This is a genomic window from Micromonospora sp. NPDC049301 (assembly GCF_040678715.1).
Classification (GTDB): domain Bacteria; phylum Actinomycetota; class Actinomycetes; order Mycobacteriales; family Micromonosporaceae; genus Micromonospora.
Genome location: NZ_JBFAQO010000001.1, coordinates 750,566 through 774,963, shown reverse-complemented (window position 1 = coordinate 774,963; position 24,398 = coordinate 750,566). Strand labels below are relative to the sequence as shown.

20 protein-coding genes are annotated in these 24,398 nt (G+C 72.1%); 10 read left to right on the top strand and 10 right to left on the bottom strand.

Annotation, left to right across the window (positions count from 1 at the left end; all coding sequences use genetic code 11):
* Position 1 precedes the first annotated feature (1 nt).
* Positions 2-1,021 carry a hypothetical protein gene (locus AB0K07_RS03680; protein ID WP_363750703.1) on the top strand — a complete coding sequence of 340 codons (1,020 nt, stop codon included), beginning with the start codon at positions 2-4 and terminating at the stop codon, positions 1,019-1,021.
* Positions 1,022-1,079: 58 nt separating this feature from the next.
* On the opposite strand, the gene AB0K07_RS03675 is transcribed toward AB0K07_RS03680, so the two are convergent.
* A complete protein-coding gene (locus AB0K07_RS03675; RefSeq protein WP_363750702.1) occupies positions 1,080-1,793 on the bottom strand; it encodes a carbonic anhydrase in 714 nt (237 codons plus the stop codon).
* A 201-nt stretch (positions 1,794-1,994) separates the two neighbouring features.
* Here AB0K07_RS03675 and AB0K07_RS03670 point away from each other — a divergent pair, with 201 nt between their 5' ends.
* The 3 genes from AB0K07_RS03670 to AB0K07_RS03660 all read left to right on the top strand — a co-directional run bounded on the left by AB0K07_RS03670 (position 1,995) and on the right by AB0K07_RS03660 (position 5,734).
* The gene (locus tag AB0K07_RS03670) at positions 1,995-2,333 is read left to right on the top strand and encodes a helix-turn-helix domain-containing protein (protein ID WP_363750701.1); all 339 of its coding nucleotides are present in this window, start codon (positions 1,995-1,997) and stop codon (positions 2,331-2,333) included.
* A 50-nt stretch (positions 2,334-2,383) separates the two neighbouring features.
* Entirely contained in the window at positions 2,384-3,628 is a 1,245-nt protein-coding gene (gene mycP / locus AB0K07_RS03665) for a type VII secretion-associated serine protease mycosin (protein WP_363750700.1), read from the top strand.
* Positions 3,629-3,796: 168 nt separating this feature from the next.
* The gene (locus tag AB0K07_RS03660) at positions 3,797-5,734 is read left to right on the top strand and encodes a hypothetical protein (RefSeq protein ID WP_363750699.1); all 1,938 of its coding nucleotides are present in this window, start codon (positions 3,797-3,799) and stop codon (positions 5,732-5,734) included.
* Between the two features lie 537 nt (positions 5,735-6,271).
* On the opposite strand, the gene AB0K07_RS03655 is transcribed toward AB0K07_RS03660, so the two are convergent.
* From AB0K07_RS03655 to eccCa, 8 genes are all read right to left on the bottom strand, one after another.
* The gene (locus AB0K07_RS03655) at positions 6,272-6,772 is read right to left on the bottom strand and encodes a hypothetical protein (protein ID WP_363750698.1); all 501 of its coding nucleotides are present in this window, start codon (positions 6,770-6,772) and stop codon (positions 6,272-6,274) included.
* A gap of 952 nt (positions 6,773-7,724) precedes the next feature.
* Complete coding sequence (locus AB0K07_RS03650) at positions 7,725-9,083, bottom strand: hypothetical protein (protein WP_363750696.1); 1,359 nt, start codon at positions 9,081-9,083, stop codon at positions 7,725-7,727.
* Positions 9,084-9,100: 17 nt separating this feature from the next.
* Entirely contained in the window at positions 9,101-9,667 is a 567-nt protein-coding gene (locus tag AB0K07_RS03645; protein WP_363750694.1) for a hypothetical protein, read from the bottom strand.
* A 37-nt stretch (positions 9,668-9,704) separates the two neighbouring features.
* A complete protein-coding gene (locus AB0K07_RS03640) occupies positions 9,705-11,117 on the bottom strand; it encodes a S8 family serine peptidase (protein WP_363750692.1) in 1,413 nt (470 codons plus the stop codon).
* Between the two features lie 152 nt (positions 11,118-11,269).
* A complete protein-coding gene (locus AB0K07_RS03635) occupies positions 11,270-11,548 on the bottom strand; it encodes a WXG100 family type VII secretion target (protein WP_074316323.1) in 279 nt (92 codons plus the stop codon).
* Between the two features lie 25 nt (positions 11,549-11,573).
* Positions 11,574-11,882: a WXG100 family type VII secretion target gene (locus AB0K07_RS03630; protein WP_074316322.1), complete on the bottom strand. Its 309-nt coding sequence runs from the start codon at positions 11,880-11,882 to the stop codon at positions 11,574-11,576.
* Positions 11,883-12,047: 165 nt separating this feature from the next.
* On the bottom strand, positions 12,048-12,317 hold the full coding sequence (locus AB0K07_RS03625; RefSeq protein ID WP_363750689.1) for a hypothetical protein: 270 nt from the start codon (positions 12,315-12,317) through the stop codon (positions 12,048-12,050).
* Positions 12,318-12,465: 148 nt separating this feature from the next.
* Positions 12,466-16,428, bottom strand: a complete 3,963-nt coding sequence (gene eccCa / locus AB0K07_RS03620) for a type VII secretion protein EccCa (RefSeq protein ID WP_363750687.1) — start codon at positions 16,426-16,428, stop codon at positions 12,466-12,468.
* 169 nt (positions 16,429-16,597) lie between these two features.
* Between eccCa and eccD the strand changes: the two genes are divergently transcribed.
* Positions 16,598-17,995, top strand: a complete 1,398-nt coding sequence (gene eccD / locus AB0K07_RS03615) for a type VII secretion integral membrane protein EccD (RefSeq protein WP_363750686.1) — start codon at positions 16,598-16,600, stop codon at positions 17,993-17,995.
* A 50-nt stretch (positions 17,996-18,045) separates the two neighbouring features.
* Here the strand turns inward: eccD and AB0K07_RS03610 are convergent, their stop codons facing one another.
* A complete protein-coding gene (locus AB0K07_RS03610; protein WP_363750684.1) occupies positions 18,046-19,233 on the bottom strand; it encodes a type VII secretion protein EccE in 1,188 nt (395 codons plus the stop codon).
* A 162-nt stretch (positions 19,234-19,395) separates the two neighbouring features.
* On the opposite strand from AB0K07_RS03610, the gene eccB reads away from it, so the two are divergent.
* From eccB to AB0K07_RS03585, 5 genes are all read left to right on the top strand, one after another.
* Complete coding sequence (gene eccB / locus AB0K07_RS03605) at positions 19,396-20,922, top strand: type VII secretion protein EccB (protein WP_363750683.1); 1,527 nt, start codon at positions 19,396-19,398, stop codon at positions 20,920-20,922.
* A gap of 87 nt (positions 20,923-21,009) precedes the next feature.
* Positions 21,010-21,378, top strand: a complete 369-nt coding sequence (locus tag AB0K07_RS03600; RefSeq protein WP_363750682.1) for a hypothetical protein — start codon at positions 21,010-21,012, stop codon at positions 21,376-21,378.
* On the top strand, positions 21,371-22,660 hold the full coding sequence (locus AB0K07_RS03595) for a WXG100 family type VII secretion target (RefSeq protein WP_363750681.1): 1,290 nt from the start codon (positions 21,371-21,373) through the stop codon (positions 22,658-22,660). The genes AB0K07_RS03600 and AB0K07_RS03595 overlap by 8 nt, the downstream gene beginning before the upstream one ends.
* Positions 22,661-22,862: 202 nt before the next feature.
* A complete protein-coding gene (locus tag AB0K07_RS03590; protein ID WP_363750680.1) occupies positions 22,863-23,222 on the top strand; it encodes a hypothetical protein in 360 nt (119 codons plus the stop codon).
* 238 nt (positions 23,223-23,460) lie between these two features.
* The gene (locus tag AB0K07_RS03585) at positions 23,461-24,321 is read left to right on the top strand and encodes a hypothetical protein (protein WP_363750679.1); all 861 of its coding nucleotides are present in this window, start codon (positions 23,461-23,463) and stop codon (positions 24,319-24,321) included.
* Positions 24,322-24,398: the final 77 nt, after the last annotated feature.

Sequence of the window (24,398 nt, the reverse complement as noted above, 5' to 3'; positions counted from 1 at the left end):
TGTGACGGCACCCCTACGCCGCTGGTTGACACCCGTGGTGGCCGTGATCGCCGCACTGACCGTGCTCGCCGGACCCCTCCCGGCACAGGCCGCCCCGACGACCCCCACACCGTCCGGGCACGAGGAGGACGGCGAGCCCAAGCTGCTCAACGACGTCATCGAGAAGACCAACCGCGACTACTCCGCCGCCAAGTCCAGGCTGGACAAGTCCAAGAAGAAGCAGCTGCAGCTGGCGCTGGAGGTCGACCGGGCCAAGGCCGACCTGGACGCACTCGCCCCACAGGTCGGGCAGATCGCCGCCCAGTCGTACCGCACCGGCCGGATCGGCCCGATGGCGATGCTGCTGGAGAGTGACGCCCCCGACTCGTTCGTCCAGCGCGCCGCCGCGCTCGACGAGATGAACATGGTCAACGAGAAGAAGCTCGCCGAGGTCAACGCGGTGAAGGCTCGCGCCGAGCAGGCCAAGCTTGCCCTCGACGCGGAGGTCCGCGAGCAGCAGAAGCAGACCGCCCTGATGGCGAAGGAGAAGCGCGACGCGGACAAGGCGCTCGCGCTGGTCGGTGGGAAGGGCTTCACCGGTGGGCTGGTGTCGGCCACCTCGCCGGTCGCCCGGCTCGGCCCCGGACGGACCGCCGACGGTGACTGGAAGTCCGAGTCGTGCAGTGAGGATGACCCGACCACCTCGGGCTGCGTCACCCCGCGCACCCTGCACGCGTACAAGGAGGTCAAGCGAGCCGGCTTCAACCGGTTCGTCGGCTGCTACCGCTCCGGCGGCCCGTGGGAGCACCCGAAGGGCCGCGCCTGTGACTGGTCGTTGCAGAAGAGCGGCTTCAGCCCGTGGCACAACGAGGACACCCGGACGTACGGCAACAACGTCGCCGCGTTCCTCATCCGCAACGCCGACCGGCTCGGCATCTACTACGTGATCTGGAACCGGCAGATCTGGTTCCCGGCGACCGGCTGGAAGTCGTACAGCGGGCCGTCGAACCACACCGACCACGTGCACATGTCGCTGCTCTGACCTGCGTGCTCCGCGTCGAGGGCCGTTCCGCGTCAGGCGGGACGGCCCTCGCCGTGTGTCAGGTGGCGGGCGCGACCGGGATGCTGGCGCCGGCCGCGCCGGCGACCGTCGCGGCCGGCACGGCGGCCACCGGACGCACGGCTCCGGCGGCGAGCCGGTACGACACCCCCACCACCGCGCACCGCCCCTGCGCCACCGCAGCGGCCAGCACGGGAGACTGTCCGAGCAGCGTCTCGACGGTCTGTGCGATGTGGATGTCGACGATGCCGTCGATGTCGTCGACCCCCTCGGCCTCGGCACGGCGCAGGCTCGGCAGCACGGCGTCGACGACGGCGCGGAGGTGCCCCAGGGGCTGGGCGCCGGTGGTGACCGCCTCGCGGGTCGCCTGCACCGCGCCGCACGAGTCGTGACCGAGCACCACCACCAGCGGGGTGCCCAGCACGGTCACCGCGTACTCCACGCTGCCCAGCACCTCGGGGCCTGCGGTGTGCCCGGCGGTGCGGACCACGAACAGGTCACCCAGCCCACGGTCGAAGATGATCTCAGCGGCCAACCGGGAGTCGGAGCAGCCGACGATCACCGCGAACGGGTGCTGCCCGTCCGCCACCGCGGCCCGGTGCCCGGCATCCTGGTTGGGGTGGCGCGGGGCGCCGCTGACGAAGCGGCGGTTGCCGGCAGCCAGTTCGGCGTACGCCTGGGCCGGATCGGCCGGCACCGGGTCCGTGGTCCGCTGCGGACCCGGCTGCCCGCCGGGTGTACCGGGATTGCTCATCCCGCACCTCGTCTCCACGCTTTTGACCTGCTCAACCGGCTCTTCACGGGGGCCGGCGACGAGCGCTGGCTCGGGCTCCACGGTCACACGCACCACAAGATGCGTCAAGATATGCGTGATATAGATTTCATACGTTGGCCCCGGGCGGTCATCGGGCGGAGCCCCGAGGGCAGGGTCGACAACGGGAGAGGCGGTCCCACGATGGCGAGCACGGCGACGGCGGCTGGCGGTACCGGCGGCCGGAACTGGACGTTCCTCACCAACCACGGGCATGTCCTGCTGGCCATCGCCCGCGACCCCACCGCGCGCCTGCGCGACGTGGCGGCCGAGGTCGGCGTGACCGAGCGGGCCGCGCAGGCGATCGTCGCCGACCTGGAGGCCGGTGGCTACCTGCACCGCACCCGGGTCGGGCGGCGCAACGAGTACACCCTCAACCCGGCCGGCCATTTCCGGCACCCCGCCGAGGCCGACCGCCAGGTCGGCGATCTGCTCGCGCTCTTCGCCGAGACACCCGCCCGGCAGACCGCCCGCCCGTCCTGACCCTCGTCGCCGGGCCGCTGCCCGACGGGACACAGCGGTAATCTCTGCGGGTGCGCGAATGCCTGCCGTTGAGCGCGACCGACCCGTCCCGCCGTACCGGACGCTCCGTCCGCGCTGTCCTCAGTGGAACGCTGGCGGTCCTGCTCGGCGCCGCCCTGGTGGTCGTCCCCTCGCCGGCGGCCGCGGCGCCACCCACCTGCGGCCCGGACGGCGAGGCCACCCTGCCGGAAATGCCGTGGGCGCTACGCCGGTTGGACCCGGCCTCGGCGTGGCCGCTGTCCCGGGGTGCCGGGGTGACGGTGGCGGTCATCGACTCCGGGGTCTCCGCCATCCACCCGCTGCTCAAGGGCAAGGTGCTCGAAGGTCGCGACTTCAACGGCCTGCCGGCCAACCAGGGCCAGTGCGACCTGGCCGGGCACGGCACGATGGTCGCCGGCATCATCGCCGGCAAGGACGGCACCGGCGCACCGTTCAGCGGCATCGCCCCGGCGGCCCGCATCCTGCCGATCCGGGTGCTGCCGGACGCCAAGGGCACCAACGACGAGGCGCTGCCGGGGCAGATCGCCGCGGCCATCAACTACGCGGTCGACAACGGCGCCGACGTGATCAACCTGTCCCTGGTGACCCTGCCCCGCCCCGAACTGGAGGCCGCGGTCGAGAACGCGCTCGCGAAGCGGGTGGTGCTGGTCGCCGCCGCCGGCAACCGGCAGGAGCAGCAGCAGGAGAAGACCGCCTACCCGGCCGCGTACCCGGGCGTGATCGCGGTCGCCGGCGTGAACGAGCAGGGCGGCCACGTGGGCACCTCGGTCAGCGGCGCCTACGTCGACGTCGCCGCGCCGGGGTTGAACATCGTCGGCCCGGCACCGGGCGGGAACGGCTACCGCGCCGAGCCGACCGGCGGCACCAGCTTCGCCGCCGCGTACGTCTCGGGAGTGGCCGCGCTGGTCCGGGCCGCCTATCCGAATCTCAGTCCCGACCAGGTCGCCGAGCGGCTGGAACGGACGGCGGACAACCCGCCGGACGGGCACAACGTGGAGGTCGGGTACGGCGTGGTCAACCCGTACCGGGCCGTGTCGAGCTTGCTGGGCACCCGTACCGATCCGCCCGCCGGCGCGCTCCCGGCACCCGCCAGGTCGGCCGATCCGCTGCGCTGGCAGCGCACCGCCGCGCTCTGGACGGCGGCCGTCGGCGCGCTGCTCGCCGTGCTGCTGCTGACCGCCCGGCCGATCCTGATCCGGGGCCGCCGGCGCGGCTGGCGCCCGGGCCGGCGCACCGACTCACCGGTCACCGGCTGACCTGCGCCGTTTGGTCGCGCCGGTGAGTGCTGCCGAATGCTTCCCGGGACCTGACCAGCCCGCTGATCCACCAAGCACTGCAGGGACGGTCGCAGGCGGGTGACGAGGACCCCGAGCGATGTCATCTATCGGACTCACTGTGCCAACGTCAGCCCGTACCCTGCGGGAATGTCCCCGCGCATTGACGTCAGCGACGGCACCTCCGAGCGCGTAGTCCATCTGACCGACGTCAGCGACCTGCTTCAACTGCGCAGCTACGCGGCCACGGCCCGGGTCGTCTTCCTCGGCACAGGCCGCATCCCGGGTCTTCGGCGGATGACTCAGAACGACATAGCGACCGAGTGGACGAGGTACAAGAAAGGACGCGGCCGCCAACAGAAGACGGACGACGACGTCAATATTGACAACGATGGCGAGGAGCGCGGAAGGCTTCGTCGCAACGCTAGCTCGAACTTCAGCAAACGGCTTGAGCAGCCGTCCATCGAGTTCCTCCGAAGCCTGGACGTAGTTATCTTGCGTAAGGCTCCGGCGATGATCCGCGCTGGGGGTCTCGCCACCTTCGCCGCCCGTCTCGAGGGTGTCCAGAGTGGCATCAATGTCGGCGTCGAAGTGGCGCCCGAGTTTCATGCCACCCTCCTCGGGCTTCAAAACCCGGAACCGGTGGTCGTGCTCCTGCAGGCCAACATCCTGCTGGCAGAATTTGAGGACTCGTCCCGGCACCCGGCCGACGTGGAGATTCAGTACCGCGACTTCCTGCCGCACCTGGTGGACAACCTGATCCGGATCGGGTGCCTGCCACCCACCCCCTATAGCGTGGATGCGCTGATCCTGCTCGGCAGCCTGAGTCGGTATGCCCTACCCCTCTTTCAGGAGCGTCTCTCTACTGCCCTCCGAACGCCCCTCGGCTTCCGCGTCTGGCGCGCGCTCACTGCCATCGTGCTCGCCGTCCGACAGCGCAAGGAGGAGTCTCTGGCTTCTGGGCAGGCGGTGCGGCACTGGGTGAAACAGCAGCTCAGATTCAGCGATCGGCTGCGCAACCACAGCCTCTACCCGGCTCGTTCCCTGGACCTGGAACTGGCTATCGCGGTGCCCGCAGCCTGGTCTTCTCCCACCGCGGGGGAGGACTGGGCCGGAGCTCTCCTGCACCGGAGGGCGACAGATCAATCTGCCACCTTACGTGAACGAGGCACAGCTGCCTTCGGCCTTTGGGAACGCGCGATCGACGGTGAATATGCGGATCTGGCCCGTGGGCCGGTCAGCGAACTCATCAAGTCCTTTGAGGAGGAAGCCCCTGCACGACCGGGTCTTGCGTGGGTCGCGGGTACCTTGGCGCAAAACCTCAGAGAAGGAAGAAAGATCGTCACGAGCTGGCCAGCCCTCGGTGATCCGTGTCAACAGGTCATGCATGATGCTGCCAGCCACCTGGACGTACCGGATCGCATCCGCGCAGCCACCGAGACGCTGCTCCAGCATGCCGTCATCAAGAACGCCGGAGTCTATCGTCGCCGGGCTATCGACACCTTGCGCGCAGGTGGCTGGGCAGCGCAGGTGATTCCAGCACTGGAGCAAGTATTGCTGGACCCCCGAGCCGAAGCGTGGCTGAGATGTCGAGTGCTCTTCGCTATCGGATTCATGCAGGAACGCGACGAGCACGTTCAGGAAGTCTTGCGGCAGGCCTCCGAGGACTCGTGGAAGAGGGTAGGGACTACTCGTCGCAACAAGAGTCACGACTTCAGGGTGCGGGTGCTCGAGTTGCACTCCGCTTTGTTCGCGGTCGGAGACTGCTTCGGCGCTGCGGGCGCGGAACGGTCCGCCGCTCAGGTCCGAGAACTGCTCGACCAACTCCTGGGAGAACTCGTAGAGGCGGTGAAGGAAGACAACCGTCTAGGAAAAGACCTGGTCCCCGTCAGCCGCGCGCTCACGTACCTCCTCGGCACTACCGCTCATGTCCGGCCTGCCAGAACGAAGGAGTGGCTGGAGACACTAGCGCAGGTTGACGACCCAGCCACCAGGACGATGTCCAACTGGGGACTGAGCCGACTGCGCTCGGCGGATCGCGTCGAGCAGGCCCATGAGGTTGAGTTCGATGCGCTTGACCTTGAGTAACTGCGCCTTGACGCCTGAGTCCGGCTGCTGTTGCCGGGACCGACACGAGGCCGACTTCGCGGCGCGGTACAAATTCCGATCGACAAAGAGTCGTGGCCGGGTCGTGGTAAACCACGACCCGGCCACCCGGCCAGTTTGAGAGAGGCTGCTGATTTCGGCTCGGCCGCCGTCTCAGCCCTGTCGATTACTGGGCCGAACCCGGTCATCGCTCAAGGGACGCTTCGCTGCCCGCGCCCGCGGCCTTACCACCGGCACATAGACCCACTCCATCGAGGAGGAAACACACCGACACCAGGCAACCTGCTTGTGGATCTCCTCGTGCACCTGGGCGGAGGCGACGTCGAACACATGAGCGACCGGCCAACCGCGCACCCAGGTAATACGTTGCTCGCCTCCCCTCCATAGTTCCCAGTCTCCGTTCTGCCGCCGGACAACGCGGTAGGTGGAGATGGTGGACAGCGCAGGCACCACCTGGTGACGCGGTGCCTGCGTAGGGCCACTGGTGCCTGCCACTGCCTCTCTCCTCTCGATAGCTCTTTAGGCTGCGGTTACCTGCGACGCGATCCCGTGGCTCGTCGGCTCGGGCCGATAGGGGTGCGACCGGCCGTAGCTCTGGTACAGCACCTCGCCAACCGCAGTACACACGGCGATGAAGCAGACAATGAAGAGATGTGCGCCCCACACCGCACCGCCGGTCAGCAGCGTGGTCGTCACGCCGGCGAGGCTGAGGAGAACGTTGCAGATCCGAGCGGCCCGGTCTCGCCGTACGCTGTGCTCCAGGTCTGGGCCTCGCAGGGGCCTGGTGTAGTACTCCAAAACCTGAGCCATCACGAAGGCGACAAGCAGGCAGGTTCCAAAGACGGCAAAGTCGAGTTGGCTTCGCGGGCCCACGTGCTGCTCGCTGACAACGGCTCGGGCCGTCTGACTGACACCGAAGTAGGACAGGAAGAGGTACAGCGTCGGCCTGCATGTGCGGATCAGTACACCGAACGCTAGTTCGTAGGCGTCGGACGGCGTATTCTTGTCGGGGTTCAGCATGGGAGCTCCTCGCAGGGATGGTCGTGTGCTGATCACTTGTCCGGTCTGACCACCGGACTGCCAGTGGCTCCGCCGTTTCCATCGGTGGGGCCACTGTGGTTTATCTTCCCTGCAAACATGCCGAGGACACCAGTTAAAGGCAGCAGTTGAAGCCGACCTCTGCAGCCGGCGTTGTGCCTGGTCAGAGCACTGATCACTCTCCTGCGATGATCGTCTGTGTTGCTGCTTGGAAAGCTGAGGCAGTGATCAGGGGAGGCGTTAGGAAGTACTGCGTGAAAGGCAAGGCAGCGAATAGTCGCCGCCAAAGAAGTGAACTATCCACCCTTGTAGCAGCGCGTAGACCAGCATCGTGTGCAGCTGGGCGAAGGTCAGGCGAGGTACGACAGCACTCGACTGTGGCTGCCGATCCTGGGCGTGTCTATCCCGGTTCGGCGCCGCAGGACCGTCCGCCACCGTCCGCCGCTCGATGGCTCCGCGAGAAGGTGCTCGTCCAGACCATGAGTCGCGAGGCCGAGGTCACCACCGCGCGACGGAGCCCCGCTTCGCTGATGGAGCTTCCCACCCGTGCTCGCCGAGCAGTTGTCTGTCTGTGGACTAGGGCCTGACCGGGAACTGCTCGTTGTCGTCGCAGTCCATGAAGTCTCGGGTCGCGGGGTGATGGCCGAGGGACGGCATGGCCTGGAAGGAACTCGGTGACGCGGTCACGGAGCACATGAGCTTCACCCGCAGCCCTGCCCGGCCTGCGCTCGCACCGGCTGCGCCACAGCTACGCCACCCGGCTTCGCCAAGGCGGTCCCGACCCGCGCAGGTCCAGGTCCCAATCCGGCAAGGCCTCCCTCGGCACCGTCGACCGAGTCGTGCAGCAGCAGCCGCCAATCGCCCGCCGCAGCGCCCCGGCGTACACACCACGGCGCCGACGGATCAGCCCGTCGGCGCCGTGGTGTGCCGCAATTCAGCGCAGGACGCCCGAGGTGCCGCCGCCGTCCGCACCCCACACGTCCTCGTCCTCCTCCAGCCAGGTGTTGCGCGGAGCCTCCTCCTCGCCGTAGCCGGCACCCGCGCCGGCACCCATCCCGGCCATCGCACCCGCGCCCCGGCCACCCGCGCCCCGGCCGCCGGCTCCGGCACCCGCCGCGCCCCGACCGGCACCGCCCCGACCCGCACCGCCGCCGGCGACGCCACCCATGCCGGGTGCCATGCCGCCGCCCGCGCCGAGCTTGCCGCCCACGCCGGCCCGGCCACCGCCGCGGCCACCGCCGCGACCGGCACCCGCCGCGCCGCCACCCATCATCGGGCCCATACCGGGGGAGACCGCCCGACCGAGCGCGCCGCCGCCCGCGAGTACGCCCGCACCGGCGCCGCCACCGCCCAGGCCGCCGCCGCTGCCGAGCCCGCTGGCGCCGCCCAGGCCGGAACCCAGGCCGCCGCCCCCGAGGCCGGAGCCGAGACCCGGGGTGCCGCCACCGCCGGCGCCCGCGAGGCCGCTGCTGTAATCCTCGTCCAGGCCGCCGCCGCCCGGCACACCACCGGTGCCGGGGTAGCCGCCCGAACCGGTGTCGTACCCGCCGGAGAGGTCGGGGTGCGTGCCGGAGCCGCTGGGCAGGTTGCCGGTGTCCGGCATGCCGGTGGAGCCGATCGACGGCTTCGCGCCCATGTCGCCGATGGAGGGGTTGCCGCCGCCGATGTCCGGTACCTTGCCGACCCCGCCACCACCGCCGCCACCGTTGTCCAGCTTCGGAATCTCGGTCGTCGGTGTCTTGTTGTCGAAGCCGCGCGCGTCACCCGGGGTGCCCGGGGCGATGTTCTGGTAGTCGCCGCTGACCCGCTGGTAGACGCCGGCCGCCTCGTCGGAGCGGTCGTTGATCCAGTCGGCGACGGCGGTCACCGGGTCCAGCCAGCCGAGGAAATCCGGTGCCACCTTGGCCTCGAAGAAGCCCACGCTGAGGGTCAGCTTGGCGTTCCGGGCCTCCAGCACGTCGTTGACGCAGGTCGCCGGGACCGGGAAGTCCCGCTGGGCGGCGGTGAGTTTCTCCGCCGCGGTCTTGAGCGACTGGACGATGCCGGTGCCCTTCTCGGCGTCCGCCACGATGTGCCCGGTGTCCTTGGCGATCTGCTCGACGTGGCCCTTGAACGCGTCGTACGCCGGGCCCTTCCAGACCGTGCCCAGGTCCTTGATGTTGGTTTCGAGACTCTGCTTGACGTTGTTCAGATTCTTGATCAGCTGTTCCCAGCCAAGGGCAGCGCTCTCCACGTCGCCCGGCCGGCCGTCGATGACGACCTTCTGGCACATCTCTTCCCAGCTCAGGCCCATCTGCCGTCCTCCCCGTTCTAGCGACCGTCGCCGTTGCCGGCCACGTCGCCGAAGACCCGCTGCATGTCGGCGGCGGACATCGCGTTGGCATGCTCCGCCGTCTCGTAGTTCTCCTTGACCTGACGCAGTGCCTCCGCCGCGTCGTACAGGCTCTGGGAGAGCCGCCGGACGCCGCTCTCGGTGCCCTGGTAGAGCCCCTGGTGCTTGGCGGCCAACCGGCCGGCCCAGTCGAAGCCACCGAGCGGGCTCGCCGGGCCGCCGGCCACCCCGGCCGCCGCGCCGGCAGCCGCACCGCCCATCAGATCCTGGATGTCGACCATGTCGTAGGAGAGCTTGTTCAGGTACGCCGCGTGGGTCTCCAGCCAGGTGATGGCCGAGTCCAGGCTGGTCGCGTCCCACTCGGTCTTGACGCCCGCCTCGCCGGGTGCGGTGACCAGGCCCTTCGGCGTCGCGGCGTGGTTGACGTTGTCGATCTCGAAGCCGGTCACTGCCAGACCCGGCGTCATCACCCCGGCCGCCGGGACCGGGATGTAGATGTTGTCTGCCTCGAACCGTTCCGGCTGCTTGGTCGTGTCGTCCGTCATCGGTCCCCTCCCCGAAAACCTGACTCGTGGTCGGCGCTCACTGCTGCTGTGGGCCGGCTGGCGGTGGAGCGTGCCCCGGGCCGGCGCCCGGCCAACCGGGCCCGCCCGACGGCGGTGCCGGCGTGGCCTGAGCCGGCGGGTAGCCCGGCGCGGTCTGACCCGCCGGCGGATAGCCCGGCGGCGGGTACCCCGGCGCGGGGTGGCCCGGCGGCGGACCGTAACCCGGACCGGGCTGCTGCGGTGGAACCTGACCCCCCGGTGCCGACCAACCGGCCGGACCCGCGGGCCAACCGGGCGGCGGAGCCGGTGGGCCCGTGACGGCCGCCGGCCTGCGCCGCCTGCGACGCATCAGCACCACCAGAAGGATGACCAGCGCGACGATCGGCACGGCCAAGCAGAGCCCCACCTGGACGATGGCACCGGCCTTGTTGCTGACCCCGAACTCGACCGCCTTGCCGTCGTCGTCGGGTTGAGCAGCACCACCGGGTCGGGTCGGGTCGGCAGCCGCGCCCTCCAGCAGTGGATTCGTCTTCACCGCAGGCACCGAGCGGGTCAGCGCGGCGACCGGGTCGACCGCACCGAAGCCGAACTGCGGGTCCCGACCGGCCGGCCCGGCATCGCGAGCGGTCTTGACCAGCCGGTTGATGACGTTGACCGCGTCGAGATCCGGATACCTGGCCCGGACCAGCGCCGCCACCCCGGAGAGGATGGCGGCCGCGGAGCTGGTGCCGCTGGCCACCGTGTAGCCGTTCGGGGAGACCGCCTTGGGCGCCGGCCCGATGATGCTCTCCATGGGTGCGGCGAGCACGATCTCCGGGCCCTGCACCGAGCCGGCGAAGAAGCCACCGCGCTTGTTCAGCCCCGAGACGGCGATCACGCCGGGGATGTTGGCCGGAATGGTGACCTGTCGGTCGCCCTCCTCGATGTTTCCAGCGGAGACGACCACCACCGCGTCCTTGCCCAACGCGTACTTGACGGCGTCCGTCAGGTCCGGGTCGGGCCGAGCCGGGTCGCCTCCGTAGGAGATGTTGATGACGTCCGCGCCCGCGTCCGCCGCCCAGCGAATCGCGAGGACCATGTCGATGCCGGCCGCACGGGGCCCCATGGAGACCGGGAGGATCTTCGCGGCCGGCGCGATGCCCAACTCCCGCATCGTGCCCCCGCCGCGGCCGGCGATGATGCCGGCCATCGAGGTGCCGTGCCCCGACTCCGCGTCGTCGTCGCGCCGCCCGTCCGGAGCGGCGGCAGCGTTCACCCCGTGCCCCGCCAGCACCTGGCCGCGCAGATCAGGGTGCGAAGGGTCCACACCGGAGTCGACGACGGCAACCACCACACCCTTGCCCTGGGTGATCCGGTGCGCCTGGGGGATCTTCAGCGAGTCGAGATACCACTGCAGGCCACGGACCGTGTCGGCGGCCTGCGCAGGTGCCGGGACCACGACGGAAGCCATCGCGGCACACAACGCCAACGCGGCCGCGGCGGTGACCCGCGCCGATCGGAAGGACATCCCCGTACGCATCGCTCTCCCAGTACCTGTGCCGACGCCAACGCAATGCGGCTCCGGTCCGGTCGAACCGGACCGGAGCCGCACCGGTGATTGTCTCAGCCCCACACCTTGGCGTTGCTCATCTCGGTGGAGACGTAGTTCTCACGGGCGATGCCGACAGCGCCGCCGATCTCGTTCAGGATCCGGTTGATGTCCCGGACCGACGAGTCCCACTTCGCCTGGTGCTGCTCGTAGGCCGCCCGGTCCTCACCGTCCCACTGGAGCTTGGACAGCATCGACCGCAGCGTGTCCAGCTTCTCGTCGATGGTCTTCGAGATGGCCTGCATCTGCTGGTTGCTGCTCTCGAGGACCGCGTAGTCAACCTTGATCGTCACGACTTCCTCCTCTGCTGGCTACGGATCACGGGTTGAGAGCAGAGTGGAACTTGTCCAGCATCTGCTGCTGCTCTTCGTCGTTGACCTGGTGCGTCGTACCCGACTTGTCGAGCAGGTCGGCGATGCTGTCCATCGCCGTCAGCAGGTTGACGGTGTCCTCGTTCCAGCGCTGCATGAGCGACTGGAAGCCCGTGGACGCCTGACCCTTCCACGCCATGGCCAGGTCGTCGACTACGTTCCACAGCTTCTTCAGCTCGCCGTCGACCTCGCTGCGCGTGGACCGCACGTCACTCGCGGCGGTATGCAGAGTCGCAGCTTCGACCTCGAACGCCATGCTTCACACCCTTCCGTCATGTTGTGGCGGCGGCTTTGCCGCGCCCCTCCCCCGCGGCAAGGCAGCAACACCCCACCGACGGACACTCCAGTGAAGACCGTAGCGGAACCGGTCCAGCCCGCGCAGCCCTGACCGGCCGCGTTCGATGGATAGTGGTGAATCGGGTCAGGCGGACCGGGAGTACGACCGGACGTGCCTGACCACGCTCACCAGCAGTACGACCACCAGGAACGCCACCGCCAGCCAGAGTGCCGGCACCTCCAGCGCCCGGTGCAGCACCACCGGAATGAGCGCCGCGACGCCCGTCACGAGCACCAGCTCGCCGGCTCGTCGGACCCGCGTCGACCTGCCGATCTGGGCGATCAGGGCCAGGCCGAGGAAGGCCGGGACGGTCAGCAGGAAGTACACGAACAGGTAGAACAACCCCTGCGGCATCGCCACCTCCGTCTCGATGGTCAGCGGTGGGACGAGCGTTCCCCGGCCCGGTGGGGCTTGCTGCCCCTGATGTCGGGGGACGGGCCCGCGGCGGCCGCACCGGGACGGGAATCCGACACGGCCACGCACCGGCCCGAGCCCATCCTCGTCACGACGGCTCGGCCCAGGCGGTCTGGATCAGCTGCTGGCCGTCGCGGCGGCGGACCAGCGTGCCCCGGCCGGGCGGCTGCGGGCTCGGCCGCAGGGTGCCGAAGACGGCGCCCTCCTCCCGGTTGCCGGACATCAGCAGGCCCGGTGAATCCAGCTCGCGCAGCCGTTGCAGCACCGGCTCGTAGAGTGCGCGGGACACCCCGCCCACCCGGCGCGTGATGATCAGGTGCAGGCCGATGTCGCGGGCCTGCGGCAGCAGCTCGTGCAGGGCACTGAGCGGGTTGCTGCCACCGGAGGCCACCAGGTCGTAGTCGTCCACGAGGATGTACAGGTCCGGGCCCTTCCACCAGCTCCGGTCCCGCAGCTGCGCGGTGGTGACGTCCGGGCCGGGGAGCCGGTTGGACAGCGCACTGCGGATCGAGCCGAGCCCCTGCGCGAACGCCTGGTTGGACGGGGCGTAGTCCAGCAGGTGATCGCCCTCCACCGCACCCAGCAGCCCGCGCCGGTAGTCGGCGATCACCAGTCGGGCCTGGGCGGGCGTGTACCGCTCGGTGATGCCCCGGGCGATCAGCCGCAGCAGGTTGGTCTTGCCGCACTCCGCGTCCCCGAAGACCGTCAGGTGCGGCTCGTTGGCCAGGTCCAGGTAGACCGGCGCCAGCGCCGACTCGTTGACACCGATCGGCAGGCCCGGCGCCGACCGGTCGATGATCCGGGCCAGCTCGGCCACCGGCAGCCGGCGCGGCAGCAGCCGCACCTTCGGCGCCGGGCGGCCCGGCCAGTTGGCCGCCACGTGGCCGGCCAGGGCGATCGAGGCCTCACTCAGGTCCTCGATGTCGCGGCGGCCGTCGATGCGCGAGATGGCGGTGAGGAAGTGCAGCTTGTCCCGGGTCAGACCGCGACCGGGGGCCTTCTCCGGCACGTTCATCGCCGCGCGGCGGTCGATCTCCGACTCCGAGGCGTCGCCCAGGCGCAGCTCCAGCTTGGTGCCGAGCAGGTCCCGCATGTTGATGCGGATCTCCGCCCAGCGCACCGCCGTGAGCACCACGTGCACACCGAAGCCGAGGCCCCGGTTGGCCAGCGTGGTGATCGTCTGCTCCAGCTCCTCGTAGTCCTGGCGCAGTGTGTTCCAGCCGTCCACCACCAGGAACACGTCGCCGAACGGGTCGTCGGCGAACTCACCGGCCGCCCGGCGACGCCGGTAGCTCGCCACCGAGTCGATGCCGTGCTGGGCGAAACGCGCCTCCCGCTCGTCCAGGACGGCCACCACCTCGGCCACCGTGCGGCGCACGGCCTCGACGTCACGCCGGCCGGCCACCCCGGCCATGTGCGGCAGCCGCTCCAGGCTGCGCAGCGCGCCACCACCGAAGTCCAGGCAGAAGAACTGCACCTCGCGCGGGGTGTGCGTGAGTGCCAGCGAGGCGAGCAGCGTACGCAGCATCGTGCTCTTGCCGCTGAGCGAACGACCGACGATGACCACGTTGCCGCCGGCGCCGGCCAGCTCGACCATCATCGGGTCACGACGCTGCTCGTACGGGCGGTCCACCACGCCGACCGGCACGGTGAGCCGTCCCCGGCCCGGCCAGGACGCGGTGCACAGCCCGTACGTCGGGTCGACGGCCAGCGGGCCGAGCAGCTCACCAAGACCCGGCGGGTCGGCCAGCGGCGGCAGCCACACCTGGTGCGCCGGCCGGCCCCGGCCCTTGAGCTGGTCGATCAGCACGTCGAGCATCGCCACGGCCTTGCCGTCGGCCGGCTGCTCCGGCTCCGGCGCGGTGTCCACCGGCAGCTGCGGGGTCTGCGCCGGCATGAAGTCGACGCCGTACGGCACGATCCGGCGCTGCACCAGGGCCTGCGACGCGGAGGCCTGCTGCCCCGGCGCCCGGTACGGCCCCGACACGTACGCGGCCCGGAACCGCAGCATGGTGCTGGTGTCCGTCTTCAGGTAGCCGTGGCCCGGCGCGTTCGGCAGCTCGTACGCGTCCGGCACGCCGAGCACGATCCGGCTCTCCACGGCGGAGAACGTGCGCAGACCGATCCGGTACGACAGGTGGGTGTCCAGGCCGCGCAGCTTGCCCTCCTCCAGCCGCTGGCTGGCCAGCAGCAGGTGCACGCCGAGCGACCGGCCCAACCGGCCGATCATCACGAACAGGTCGATGAAGTCGGGCTTGGCGGCGAGCAGCTCGCTGAACTCGTCACAGATGATCAACAGGCTGGGCATCGGTGCCAGCGGCTCGCCGGCCGCCCGGGCCTTCTCGTACTCGAAGCGGGAGACGTAGTTGCCGGCCGCGCGCAGCAGCTCCTGCCGGCGCACCATCTCGCCCGCGAGCGCGTCGCGCATCCGGTCGACCAGCGGCAGCTCGTCGGCCAGGTTGGTGATCACCGCGCTGGTGTGCGGAAGGGCCTCCAGGGAGGCGAACGTCGCGCCACCCTTGAAGTCGACCAGGACGAAGTTCAGCTCCTCCGACGAGTGGGTCACCGCCAGCGCGGCCACCACCGTACGCAGCAGCTCACTCTTGCCGGACCCGGTCGCGCCGATCACCAGACCGTGCGGGCCCATGCCCTCGTGCGCCGACTCCTTGAAGTCCAGCTCGACGACGTTGCCGTCCGGGCCGACACCGAGCGGGATGCGCAGACGGTCCCGGTGACCGCGCGGACGCCAGGTCTGGTGCACGTCCACCGCCGCGGCGTCGCCCACGCCGAGCAGGTCCGGCAGTTCCATGCTGCGGGCCAGCGGCTCCTCGTTGCTGGCCTGCTGCTGGGAGAGCCGGTAGGGGGCAATCTGCCGGGCCAGCCCCTCGGCGGCCTCGCCGCTGAGCCGGTCCGGACGGCCGAGCCGGGACGACGAGCTGCCCCGGACCAGTTCGAGGTTGCTGCCGTCGCCCACGTCGAGGCAGAGCAGCCAGCGCCCGGCGTCGCGCGGCACCGTCCCGGACAGGTCGATCAGCGTGGCGCCGAGCAGCCCCTGGCCGAGCAGCTGACAGGTCGGCGCGATCTCACCGCCGTCGATCACCACGACCACGTGCGGCGCGGTGGTCAGCGGCTTGGCCTCGGGCGCGAACCGGGGCCGCCCGGCCAGCTCCCCGGCGAGCGACTCCTCGGCCTCGGCGAGGCTGGCGAAGACCAACCTGCGGGCACCGGCCGCGTCCGTCCATCCACTGTGGTGGGCGTGTGGCAACCACTTGACCCAGCCCCAGGCCGACTGCCGGTCGGGCGCGGCGACCACCGCGATCACCAGGTCGTCCGGAGCGTGGAAGGTGGCCAGCTGACCCAACGCCGCGCGGGCCAGGTCGAGCACCGGCTCCCGGTCGCCGCGCAGCACCACGCGGCTGAACGCCCGCACCGACAGCGCGGTCGGCAGCTCGGGCACGGTGGAGTGCGCGCGGACGAACCGGCGCAGCGCGATGGCGCTCATCGGCTCCAGGTCCTCCACCGGCTTGGTCTCCGGCGGGACGATCTCCACCGCCAGCCGCTGCGGGCCGAGCGCGATCCGGGTCTCGCCGAAGTCGTCCTCGGTGATCCGCCGCTCCCAGAGCCGCCGCGACGCGGCGATCGACCAGAGCGCGTCGGGCTCCGGGTGCCGCCAGGCCATGGCCGCCCGCTGCTGCTCCGCGGCGCGTCGGGTGCGCTTGCGCATCTGGGCCAGGTAGCGCATGTAGTCGCGGCGATCCGCGTTCAGCTCGGCCTTGTCGTTGCCGCCGTTGCTCAACGACCCGATCGCCATCCCGAGCATCGAGACGCCGAAGAGACCACCCGCGACGTACGTCATCATGCCGCCGCCCCGGCCGGCGTAGAGGAAGGCCATCGCGCCGACCCCGCAGACCATCGGCAGGATCATGAGCAGCTGCCCCATCCCGCGGGGCGTCGGCTCGGGCAGCTCGGGTGGCGACTCCAGCAGCACCTCACCGCGCGGCAGGGCCGGCCCCGGCTGACGCGGGAGCCGGCGGAACACCACCGTGCTCACGGCTGTCTCCTCCCCAGAAGCGGCCTCAAGGACGTGCCCTCGCGCACCGAAGTGCGCGGGTGGGCATCGTACGTGCCCGTCATCGTAGGTAATCTCCCGTGGGCGCGGTGGACCCGCACCGCGCGGCACCGCGGGCCCGCTGATCGTAGAAGGACACCAGGAGGCCACTGTGGCAACGAAGACGGCGACCGGTGGTCTGAGCCGGATCACCATCGTGGCTCCCCGTACCCGGATGGATCTGGCCCTGCCGTCGGACGTGCCGATGGCCGACCTGCTCCCCACCCTGCTGCGCTACGCCGGGGAGGACCTGGCCGACGAGGGGGTGCGGCACGGCGGCTGGGCACTGTCCCGGTTGGGCGGAGCCCCGCTGGACGGTGGGCGTACCGCCGCGCAGCTCGGCGTCCGCGACGGCGAGGTGCTCTACTTCAACCCCCGGTCCGCCGCCACCCCGGAGGTCGTCTTCGACGACGTCGTGGACGCGGTCGCCACCGCGACCAACCAGCGCCCCGGCGCCTGGCAGGTGGGCGCGACCCGGTCCTTCGCGGTGCTGTTCGCCGCCGCGGCGCTCGGCGCCGGTGCCCTGGCCGCGCTCTTCGCCGGCCCACCGCACCTGCCCGGCGCGTTGTCCGCCCTGCTGGTCGCGGTGGCGCTGCTGGTCGGTGCGGCGGTGCTGTCCCGGGCCGCCGGTGACAGCCGGACCGGCGCGGTGCTGGCCATGCTCGGCCTGGTGCACGCCGGCACGGGCGGTCTGCTGCTGCTCGCCGGAGACCGGCCGCTGACCGACCTGGCCAGCCCACACGTCCTGCTCGCGGCGACCGCCGTGGTCGTCGCGGGGGCGATCGCCGCACTGGCCGTCGGCGACCGCTACCCGCTCTTCTTCGCCGCGCTGGGGGTGGGTGCCGCGATCGGCCTGGGCGCGCTGCTGTGCCTGGCCTTCGGCATGGACGCGCCAGGCGCGGCCGCGGTGGTGGCGGCGGTCGCGTTCGGCGTGGTGCCGGCGCTGCCGATGGTCGCCTACCGGTTGGCTCGGCTGCCGGTGCCGTCGATCCCGACCGGTCCGGAGGACCTGAAGACCGACAGCGAGTCCGTCGACGGCCGGCAGGTGCTCCAGCAGAGCGAGCGTGCCGACGAGTTCCTCACCGGTCTGCTGTGGACGGTGTCGCTGCTGGTGCTCGGCGCGCAGCTGGTGCTGGCCCTGGACGGGCGCCTCGCGGCGGTGCTGCTCTGCCTGGTGCTGGCCCTGCTCTCGCTGCTGCGGGCCCGCCCGCTCCTGGGTCGGGCCCAGCGCACCCCGGTGCTGCTGACCGGCACCGTCGGGCTGGGCCTGACGGCCGCCGCCACCTTCGCCGGCGGGTCGCAGCTGGTCCGGCTCGGTCTGATCCTCGGCGGGCTGCTGCTCGCAGCCGTGATCAGCCTGATCTACGGGCTGACCGTGGCCGGCAAGCGCATCTCCCCGGTCTGGGGCCGGCTGCTGGACATCGTCGAGATCATGCTGATCATCTCGCTGGTCCCGCTCGCCGTCTGGGTCTGCGGCCTGTACGGCTGGATCGTCAACCTGCGGCCCTGACCGGAGGCTTCCCCGCCCGCCAGCCGGACGGCCGGACGGCGGGCGGACCGTCAGCGCGGCTGCGGACGGACGGAGCCGGCCAGCGCGGAGGCGACCGGCGCGCTCGCGTAGACGCCGGGGCCGTGCTGCCCGTCCACCGGCCGAGCCGGCGTGCCGGCCCGCTGCGCGATGTCGCGCACCACCTTGACCAGCGCCTCGACGTGGTTGTCCATCGCAGCGACACGCAGCAGGGGCGCCGCCACCCGACCGTCCGGCGACACCGCCGCGGCCACCGTGTGCGACGGCGCGGAGGTCGCGGTGATCGCGTCCACCAGCGGGCCGAGCGGGGCCTCCGACCGGCCCCGCAGGGCCAGGCAGCGATGGGTCCAGCCGCCGCCGCGCAGCCCGTGCCAGGTCTCCGCCGGTGGCTCCGGCACCAGGTCCAGCCCGGCGGCCGAGACCACGGCCGCCCGCAGCTCGTCGCGGCCCAGCGGCCGGTGGGCCAGCCCCGCGGCGGTCAGCGCCTTGCCCAGCCGGCCGATCCCGGCGGACAGCGTCCGGTGCACGCCGGGCAGGCCGCCACCCCGGCTCACCGCCTCCACCCGGGCGTCGCGGACGGTGAGCCGCAGTGCGACCCAGACGGTCCGGTGCGCCGCCGGCGGCGCACCGGGCGCCGGATACCAGACCAGGGTGTGCGCGACGACCTGGGCGCGGGAGACCGGCGCGGTGAACTCCGCGAGCACCCGCAGCGCCCGGTCCACCATCGACGCCTCCACCGAACCGACGACCGCGCCGGAGGTGGGTTGCAGCGCGACCGCCGCGAACCAGCCCTGGTCGTCCTGCCCGATGCCGAGCCGGGTGCCCCGGTCGGTCAGCTCGATGACGCTGAGCTCGGGGGCGAGTGCGGCCAGGCGCGGGTCCGACGCGACCCCACCGGCCAGCACCGCCGCCGCGCGCTCGCGTCGGCGCCGCAACCGCCGGCGCAGCATCAGGTCCTCGAACCACCAGCGGCCGCCCCGGCGGGCGAAGACGGCCAGTACGACCAACGCCGCCACCGTGCCCACCGCGGCGAGCAGCCAGCTGGGCCCCGCCCCGGCGGCCCAGACGGCGACCGCGCACACCTCCAGCACGACGAGCTGCCCGACCAGCACGGGGCCGACCCGGCCCCGACCGGGCCGGTCGGCCGGCGGCGCCGCCCGCACCGGGACGTCGGACGGGTTCGTGGCCACTCGGGCGGGTCGCGCCTGAACCTGCGTCATCGGTGACTGTCCCTCCTGCACGGTACGGCTCCACGCCGGGTCGGTCCGGCGCCGCCCACGGGCGGTGGTCCCAAGGACCCGCCGTCGGCCCCTTATCGTAGGGAAGCCCGCGACGGCACCCCGACCCTGATCGTCGCGGATCCACCCCGCCGGAGGTAAGTCATGCGGACCCGCCGCGATCAGGTGCAGGCGTACCGCTTCGTCACCCGCCGGATCGTCTCCGCTCTGCTGTCGGGCGATCCGGAGACCACGAACCTGCCGATGCGACGACTCGGCATGGCGGTCTTCGGCAGTGTGCTCGCCGCGGCCGTGGTGCTCGGCGGGGTCGGCGCCTACGGCCAGCTGACCGGGAACACCGCGCCGCTGGAAGAGAACACGCTGGTCATCGAGCGGGAGACCGGCGCGACGTACGTGTTCGTGGAGGGACAGCTGCACCCCACGCTGAACTACACCTCGGCGCGGCTCATCCTCAACGAGGCGGACCCCGCGGTGCGCACGATGTCCCAGGCGTCGCTGCGGGACCGGCCGCGCGGCCGCACGGTCGGCATCGTCGGCGCACCGGACGCCCTGCCGAACCGCAAGTCGCTGACCGGCCTCCCGTGGTCGGTCTGCGACGTGCCCGACCCGGCCGACCCGCGCCGGTCCACCACCCGGGTGGTCATCGACCGGGCGCTGCCCGGTGGCACACCGCTGGGCGACCGTGCCGTACTGGTCACGGTGGACGGTCAGCGGCACCTGCTCACCGGCAACGCCCGGCTCCAGGTGCTCGGCGGTGACCAGGCGATCGCGGCGCTGCGGATGACCGGCACGACGCCACTGCCGGTCGGGCAGCAACTGCTCAACGCCGTACCGGCCGGGCCGCCGCTGCGCAAGCCGTCGCTGCCCGGCCAGGGCGACCGCAGCGGGTTGAGCGTGGCCGGGCGAACGGCCACGATCGGCCAGGTGTTCCGGGCGGCCGGGCAGCACTACGTGCTGGCCCGGGAGGGGCTCGTCTCAATCTCTGAGATCACCGCCCTGCTGATGATCAGCGGCGGCGGTCAGATCACCGACATCACGCCGGATCAGGTTGGCCGGCTCTTCACCGACCAGCGGGTGGACGAGGAGGGGCTGCCGCAGACGCTGCCCGTCCTGTACCCGGCCCGGTCCGGGCAGACGCTGCTCTGCGCCACGTACCGGGCGGGCAGCGCGGGTGGGCCGCCGACGACCACCGTGGAGGTCTTCGACCGGGCACCGGCGGAGCTGACCGCGAGCGAGCCGGGCCCGGTGCCGGTACGCCAGACCGCCCGGGACGCGGTACGCACGGCCGAGGCCGTGCTGCTGCCCGGCGGCAAGGGAGTGCTCGCGCAGGCCGCCCCCGGCGCCGGGACCAGCGGATCCGGCGCCGCCGGGTCGACGGTCTACCTGATCAGCCCCCAGGGCGTCCGGTACCCACTCGGGTCGGGTGAGACGCTGGCCGTGCTCGGCTACGGCGGGGTGACCCCCCTGGCGGTGCCCGGCTCGCTCCTCTCGCTGATCCCGACCGGGCCCACCCTCAGTCGTGAGGACGCGACGGCCTACTTCTCGCCCGGCGGTGCGCCGTCGTCGGCGCCGGCACCGGAGCCGACGCCGTCCACCTCGACCAGCGGCGCTCCGGCGACCGGCGGAACGGGTGGCGGGGTGCCCCCGGCATCGATCGGGGCCGACGACTGAGCGGCCCGGACGGGTCGCCCCGGATCGCACTGGTGGACTAACCTGAGGTCGCTGACGGTTGTCAACCAGAACGACGGGGATGTTGCCATGACCGGCCGTACGGAAGTCGACCTGCTGTCCCTTGAGGACTTCCACCAGCACCTGACCGCGCGGCTGAGCCAGGTCGAGTCGGTGCTGCGCAAGCTCAACACCGAGATGCAGTGCAGTCCCCCGGCATTGGGCTCGTTCACCGACGCCACCCACAACGCGCGCCGCTACAGCGAGGTCCACCAGTCCTACGTGGACCAGGCCGAGCGGCTCCGGCAGGCCGTCAAGGCCGCCCAGCAGGCGACCAGCGTGATCCTGACCAACTACCGCACCGCCGAGGCGCGTAACGCGGCCAACGCCAGCGACATCACCGCCGCGCTGACCGGGGTCGACCGGGCGCTGCAGCCGAAGGGGGACGGGCGTGTCTGAGTACACCCAGCGCTACCAGGGCAACAGCCACCAGCAGCTGTACGACGCCGTGATGGCCGGCAAGCCGGAGCAGATCGACGGCGTGGCCTCCCAGTGGGCTGCGCTCAAGGGCATCCTGGACGGCCTCGGCCGCGAGCTGAGCGGCGACCTCGAGAAGCTCGGCAACACGTGGACGGGCTCGGCGGGTCGGGAGTTCCAGCGGCGGCTGACGCTGATCGTCGACCACGCCGAGGCGCTGGGCGAGGGGATGGCCGGCGTCAAGCAGGCGCTGACCATGATGGCCGGCCAGTTGCGCACCGCGCACAAGCAGGCGGAGAGCCCGGACGAGACCGACGACAACGACAAGGCAGTCTCCGGGGCGCTCAAGGGCGCCGCGTTCGGCCTGCCGGGCGCGGTGGTCGGGGGCATCATGGGCCACCAGCAGGACAAGGAAGAGCAGGAGAAGGCCCACCAGCGGATGGTGAACGTGGTGGCCGAGCTGGCCGCCGGTTACGACCTATCCGCCTACGACCGGGTGGTCAACCCGCCTCCGCCCCACCCGGACACTCCGAAGACCACCAGCGACGACAGGCCGACGCCGCGCAGCGTCCCGACCACCACCACTCCGACCGCCGCGCCCACCACCAGCCACAGCACCGCGCACACCGGCGGCGCGACCATCGCGACGCCCGATCGCGTCGCTCCGCCCCCGGTCGCGGGCGACGGGTCCGTCCCCGGCCAGGGCGGCGCGGGCACCGGCGGCACGCCGGCCGTCGCCACCGGTCCGGGCGGCGGCGGCGGCGAGGGCGATGTCACCACCTCCCTCGCCGGTGCCGACCCGCTGGTCGGCGGGGCGCTGCTCGCTGGCGGCGCGGCCGGGTTGGCCGGTCTGTCCGGGCCGACGACCGCGCCCGCCAGCGCCGGGCCGGGTCTGCTCTTCGCCGGGCAGGGCGGCGCGCCGGCCGGTGGGGTGCTGCGCACCACCGCGCTCGCCGGTTCGGGCAGCACGCCCACCACCTCGGTCCGACCGACCGGTGGCGCGGCAGCGGCCGACAACCGCGCCGCCAGCGGAATCGGGCGCAGCATGGATGGTCGGCGCAGCGAGGCCGGCGGCCGGTCGGCAGCGGCCGGCCGGCAGGGCGCGGCGGGTGGCAGCGGAGCCAACCGCCCCGGGGTGCTCGGCGGGCACGGCCGATCGGACTCCGACGAGTCCGACGAGCGGATGACCTGGCTGACCGAGGACGAGATGGTGTGGGGGGACGGCGGAGAGGCTCCACCGTCGGTGCTCGGCACCGCCGACTGACTCCCGATCGCAGCCGGCGCCCTGCCCGTCGGCGATGTCGCACGAACGTGCGCGGTGGCCCCGACCGGACTCGATCCGGCGGGGTCACCGCTGTCTTCGGGCGCCGGCGGCTCCGTCCACAGTTGCGCTTCGTGGCGACGGTCACTCCCGTACGGGCCGTTGCCGAGCTGCGCCGCGGCAGGGCGGGCGTTAGGTTGGTCGGGTGTCCTCCGCAGCGCCCGTCCCCCCAGCCCGGTGGGCTGTGCTGCGGTCACTGCGGGAGCTGACCCGGCTGGCGGTCACCGCGCTGGTGCTCGCGGTCGGCCTCGGCGGCGCTCTGGCCACGACCCCGCCCCCGGCATCGACGCAGCTGCGACCCAGCGCCGTGAGCAGCCGGGTGGAGACCCTCCGGCCCGAGGCGGCGCCGGCCACTCAGGTGGCCACCCGGCCGGCCGCGCCCCGGCCGGTCAGCACTGTCGACACCGCCGCGCCGACCGCTCCGGTCACCGCGGGTCCGGAGCACGCGCCGGCCAGTGAGCCCGGGCGCGGCATCCCGCCCCGGCGCGGTCCGCCCACTCGCTGATCGCGGCCGGCAACCGGCCCGGCGATCCACGCGTCCCGCCCGGCTCGACCGTGCGGCCGCTCCCGTCGCCGCCGCCGGCGTGACCACGCCGCCGCATCGGCCGGAGATCACCGAACGGTGACCAGCCCGGCGGACACCGACAGCGGTGACCGCCCCGAGGCGCGACCCGGCCGTTCCGGCAGTCCATCGCGACCGATCCGGCCTAGCGGCACGCGCAGCAGGTCATCCATCCGCGCCGATGCCACCGGTACTCCCGTCCGCCGCCACCCGTCGATACCCGTCGTTCGACCGTGAGGTGCTCATCATGCAGACCGTCCTCTCCGCCGTCCTGCCCGACGTGCCCCGGGCCGCCGCCATCTGGCTGAGCCTGCTCCTGGTGGTCGCGGTGACCGTCGCCGCCCTTCTCGTACGGCCCGGCCGGCTCCGTCTCGATCCGGGCGCTCGGATCCGCCGCGCGGCCATGCCCAGCCAGATCGAGCAGGCCCAGGCGGAACGCGAGCAGAGCCGCTACGCACAGGAGGTCGCGGTGGCCGCCGAGCGCGCCACCACGACCGCCCAGCGCCGCCGGGCGGAATGGGTCGCCGCGCAGGAGGAGGTCGAGACCGCGTGGCAGGCCTACGAGGCGGCCGAGGCGGCCGTCCGGCGACTCAGCACCGCCGCGGCGATGCCGCTGCCGCACACCGCCCGGACTCCCGCCGAGTACGTCGACCGCGAGCGCTACCTGCACCGGGCCGCGCTGGACGCGTACTGGCGGCGGGAGCTGTCGGTGGAGCAGCTCAGTGATGTCTTCGCGCACCGCGACGGCTGGGACCCTCGGCTGCACCCGGTCGAGCAGGAGCTGGTGCTGCGGCGGGCGATCCGCGACAACCTGGCGGCCCGGCACGCCGCCGCGGGAGAGCGGGAGCAGGCCGCGTGGCGCGCCGCCGAGCTGGCCGTGGCGGCGGCCCGCAGCCTGCGCGAGGAGGCGCACGCGGCGACCGGACGGCGGGTGGCGGAGTCGGTCTCGGTGCTGCCGCTGAGTGAGGTCGTCCGGTCGGTCGAGCAGACCCGGGAGAACCAGGTGGTCGCCCGCGGTCGCGCGGCGGTACCCGCGTTCTGACCGCTCGGCACGACCCGACCGGCGGCGTGCCGGAGCCGGAGGACCGGGCCGGGTGATGGCACCCGCGTGCCGAGCCT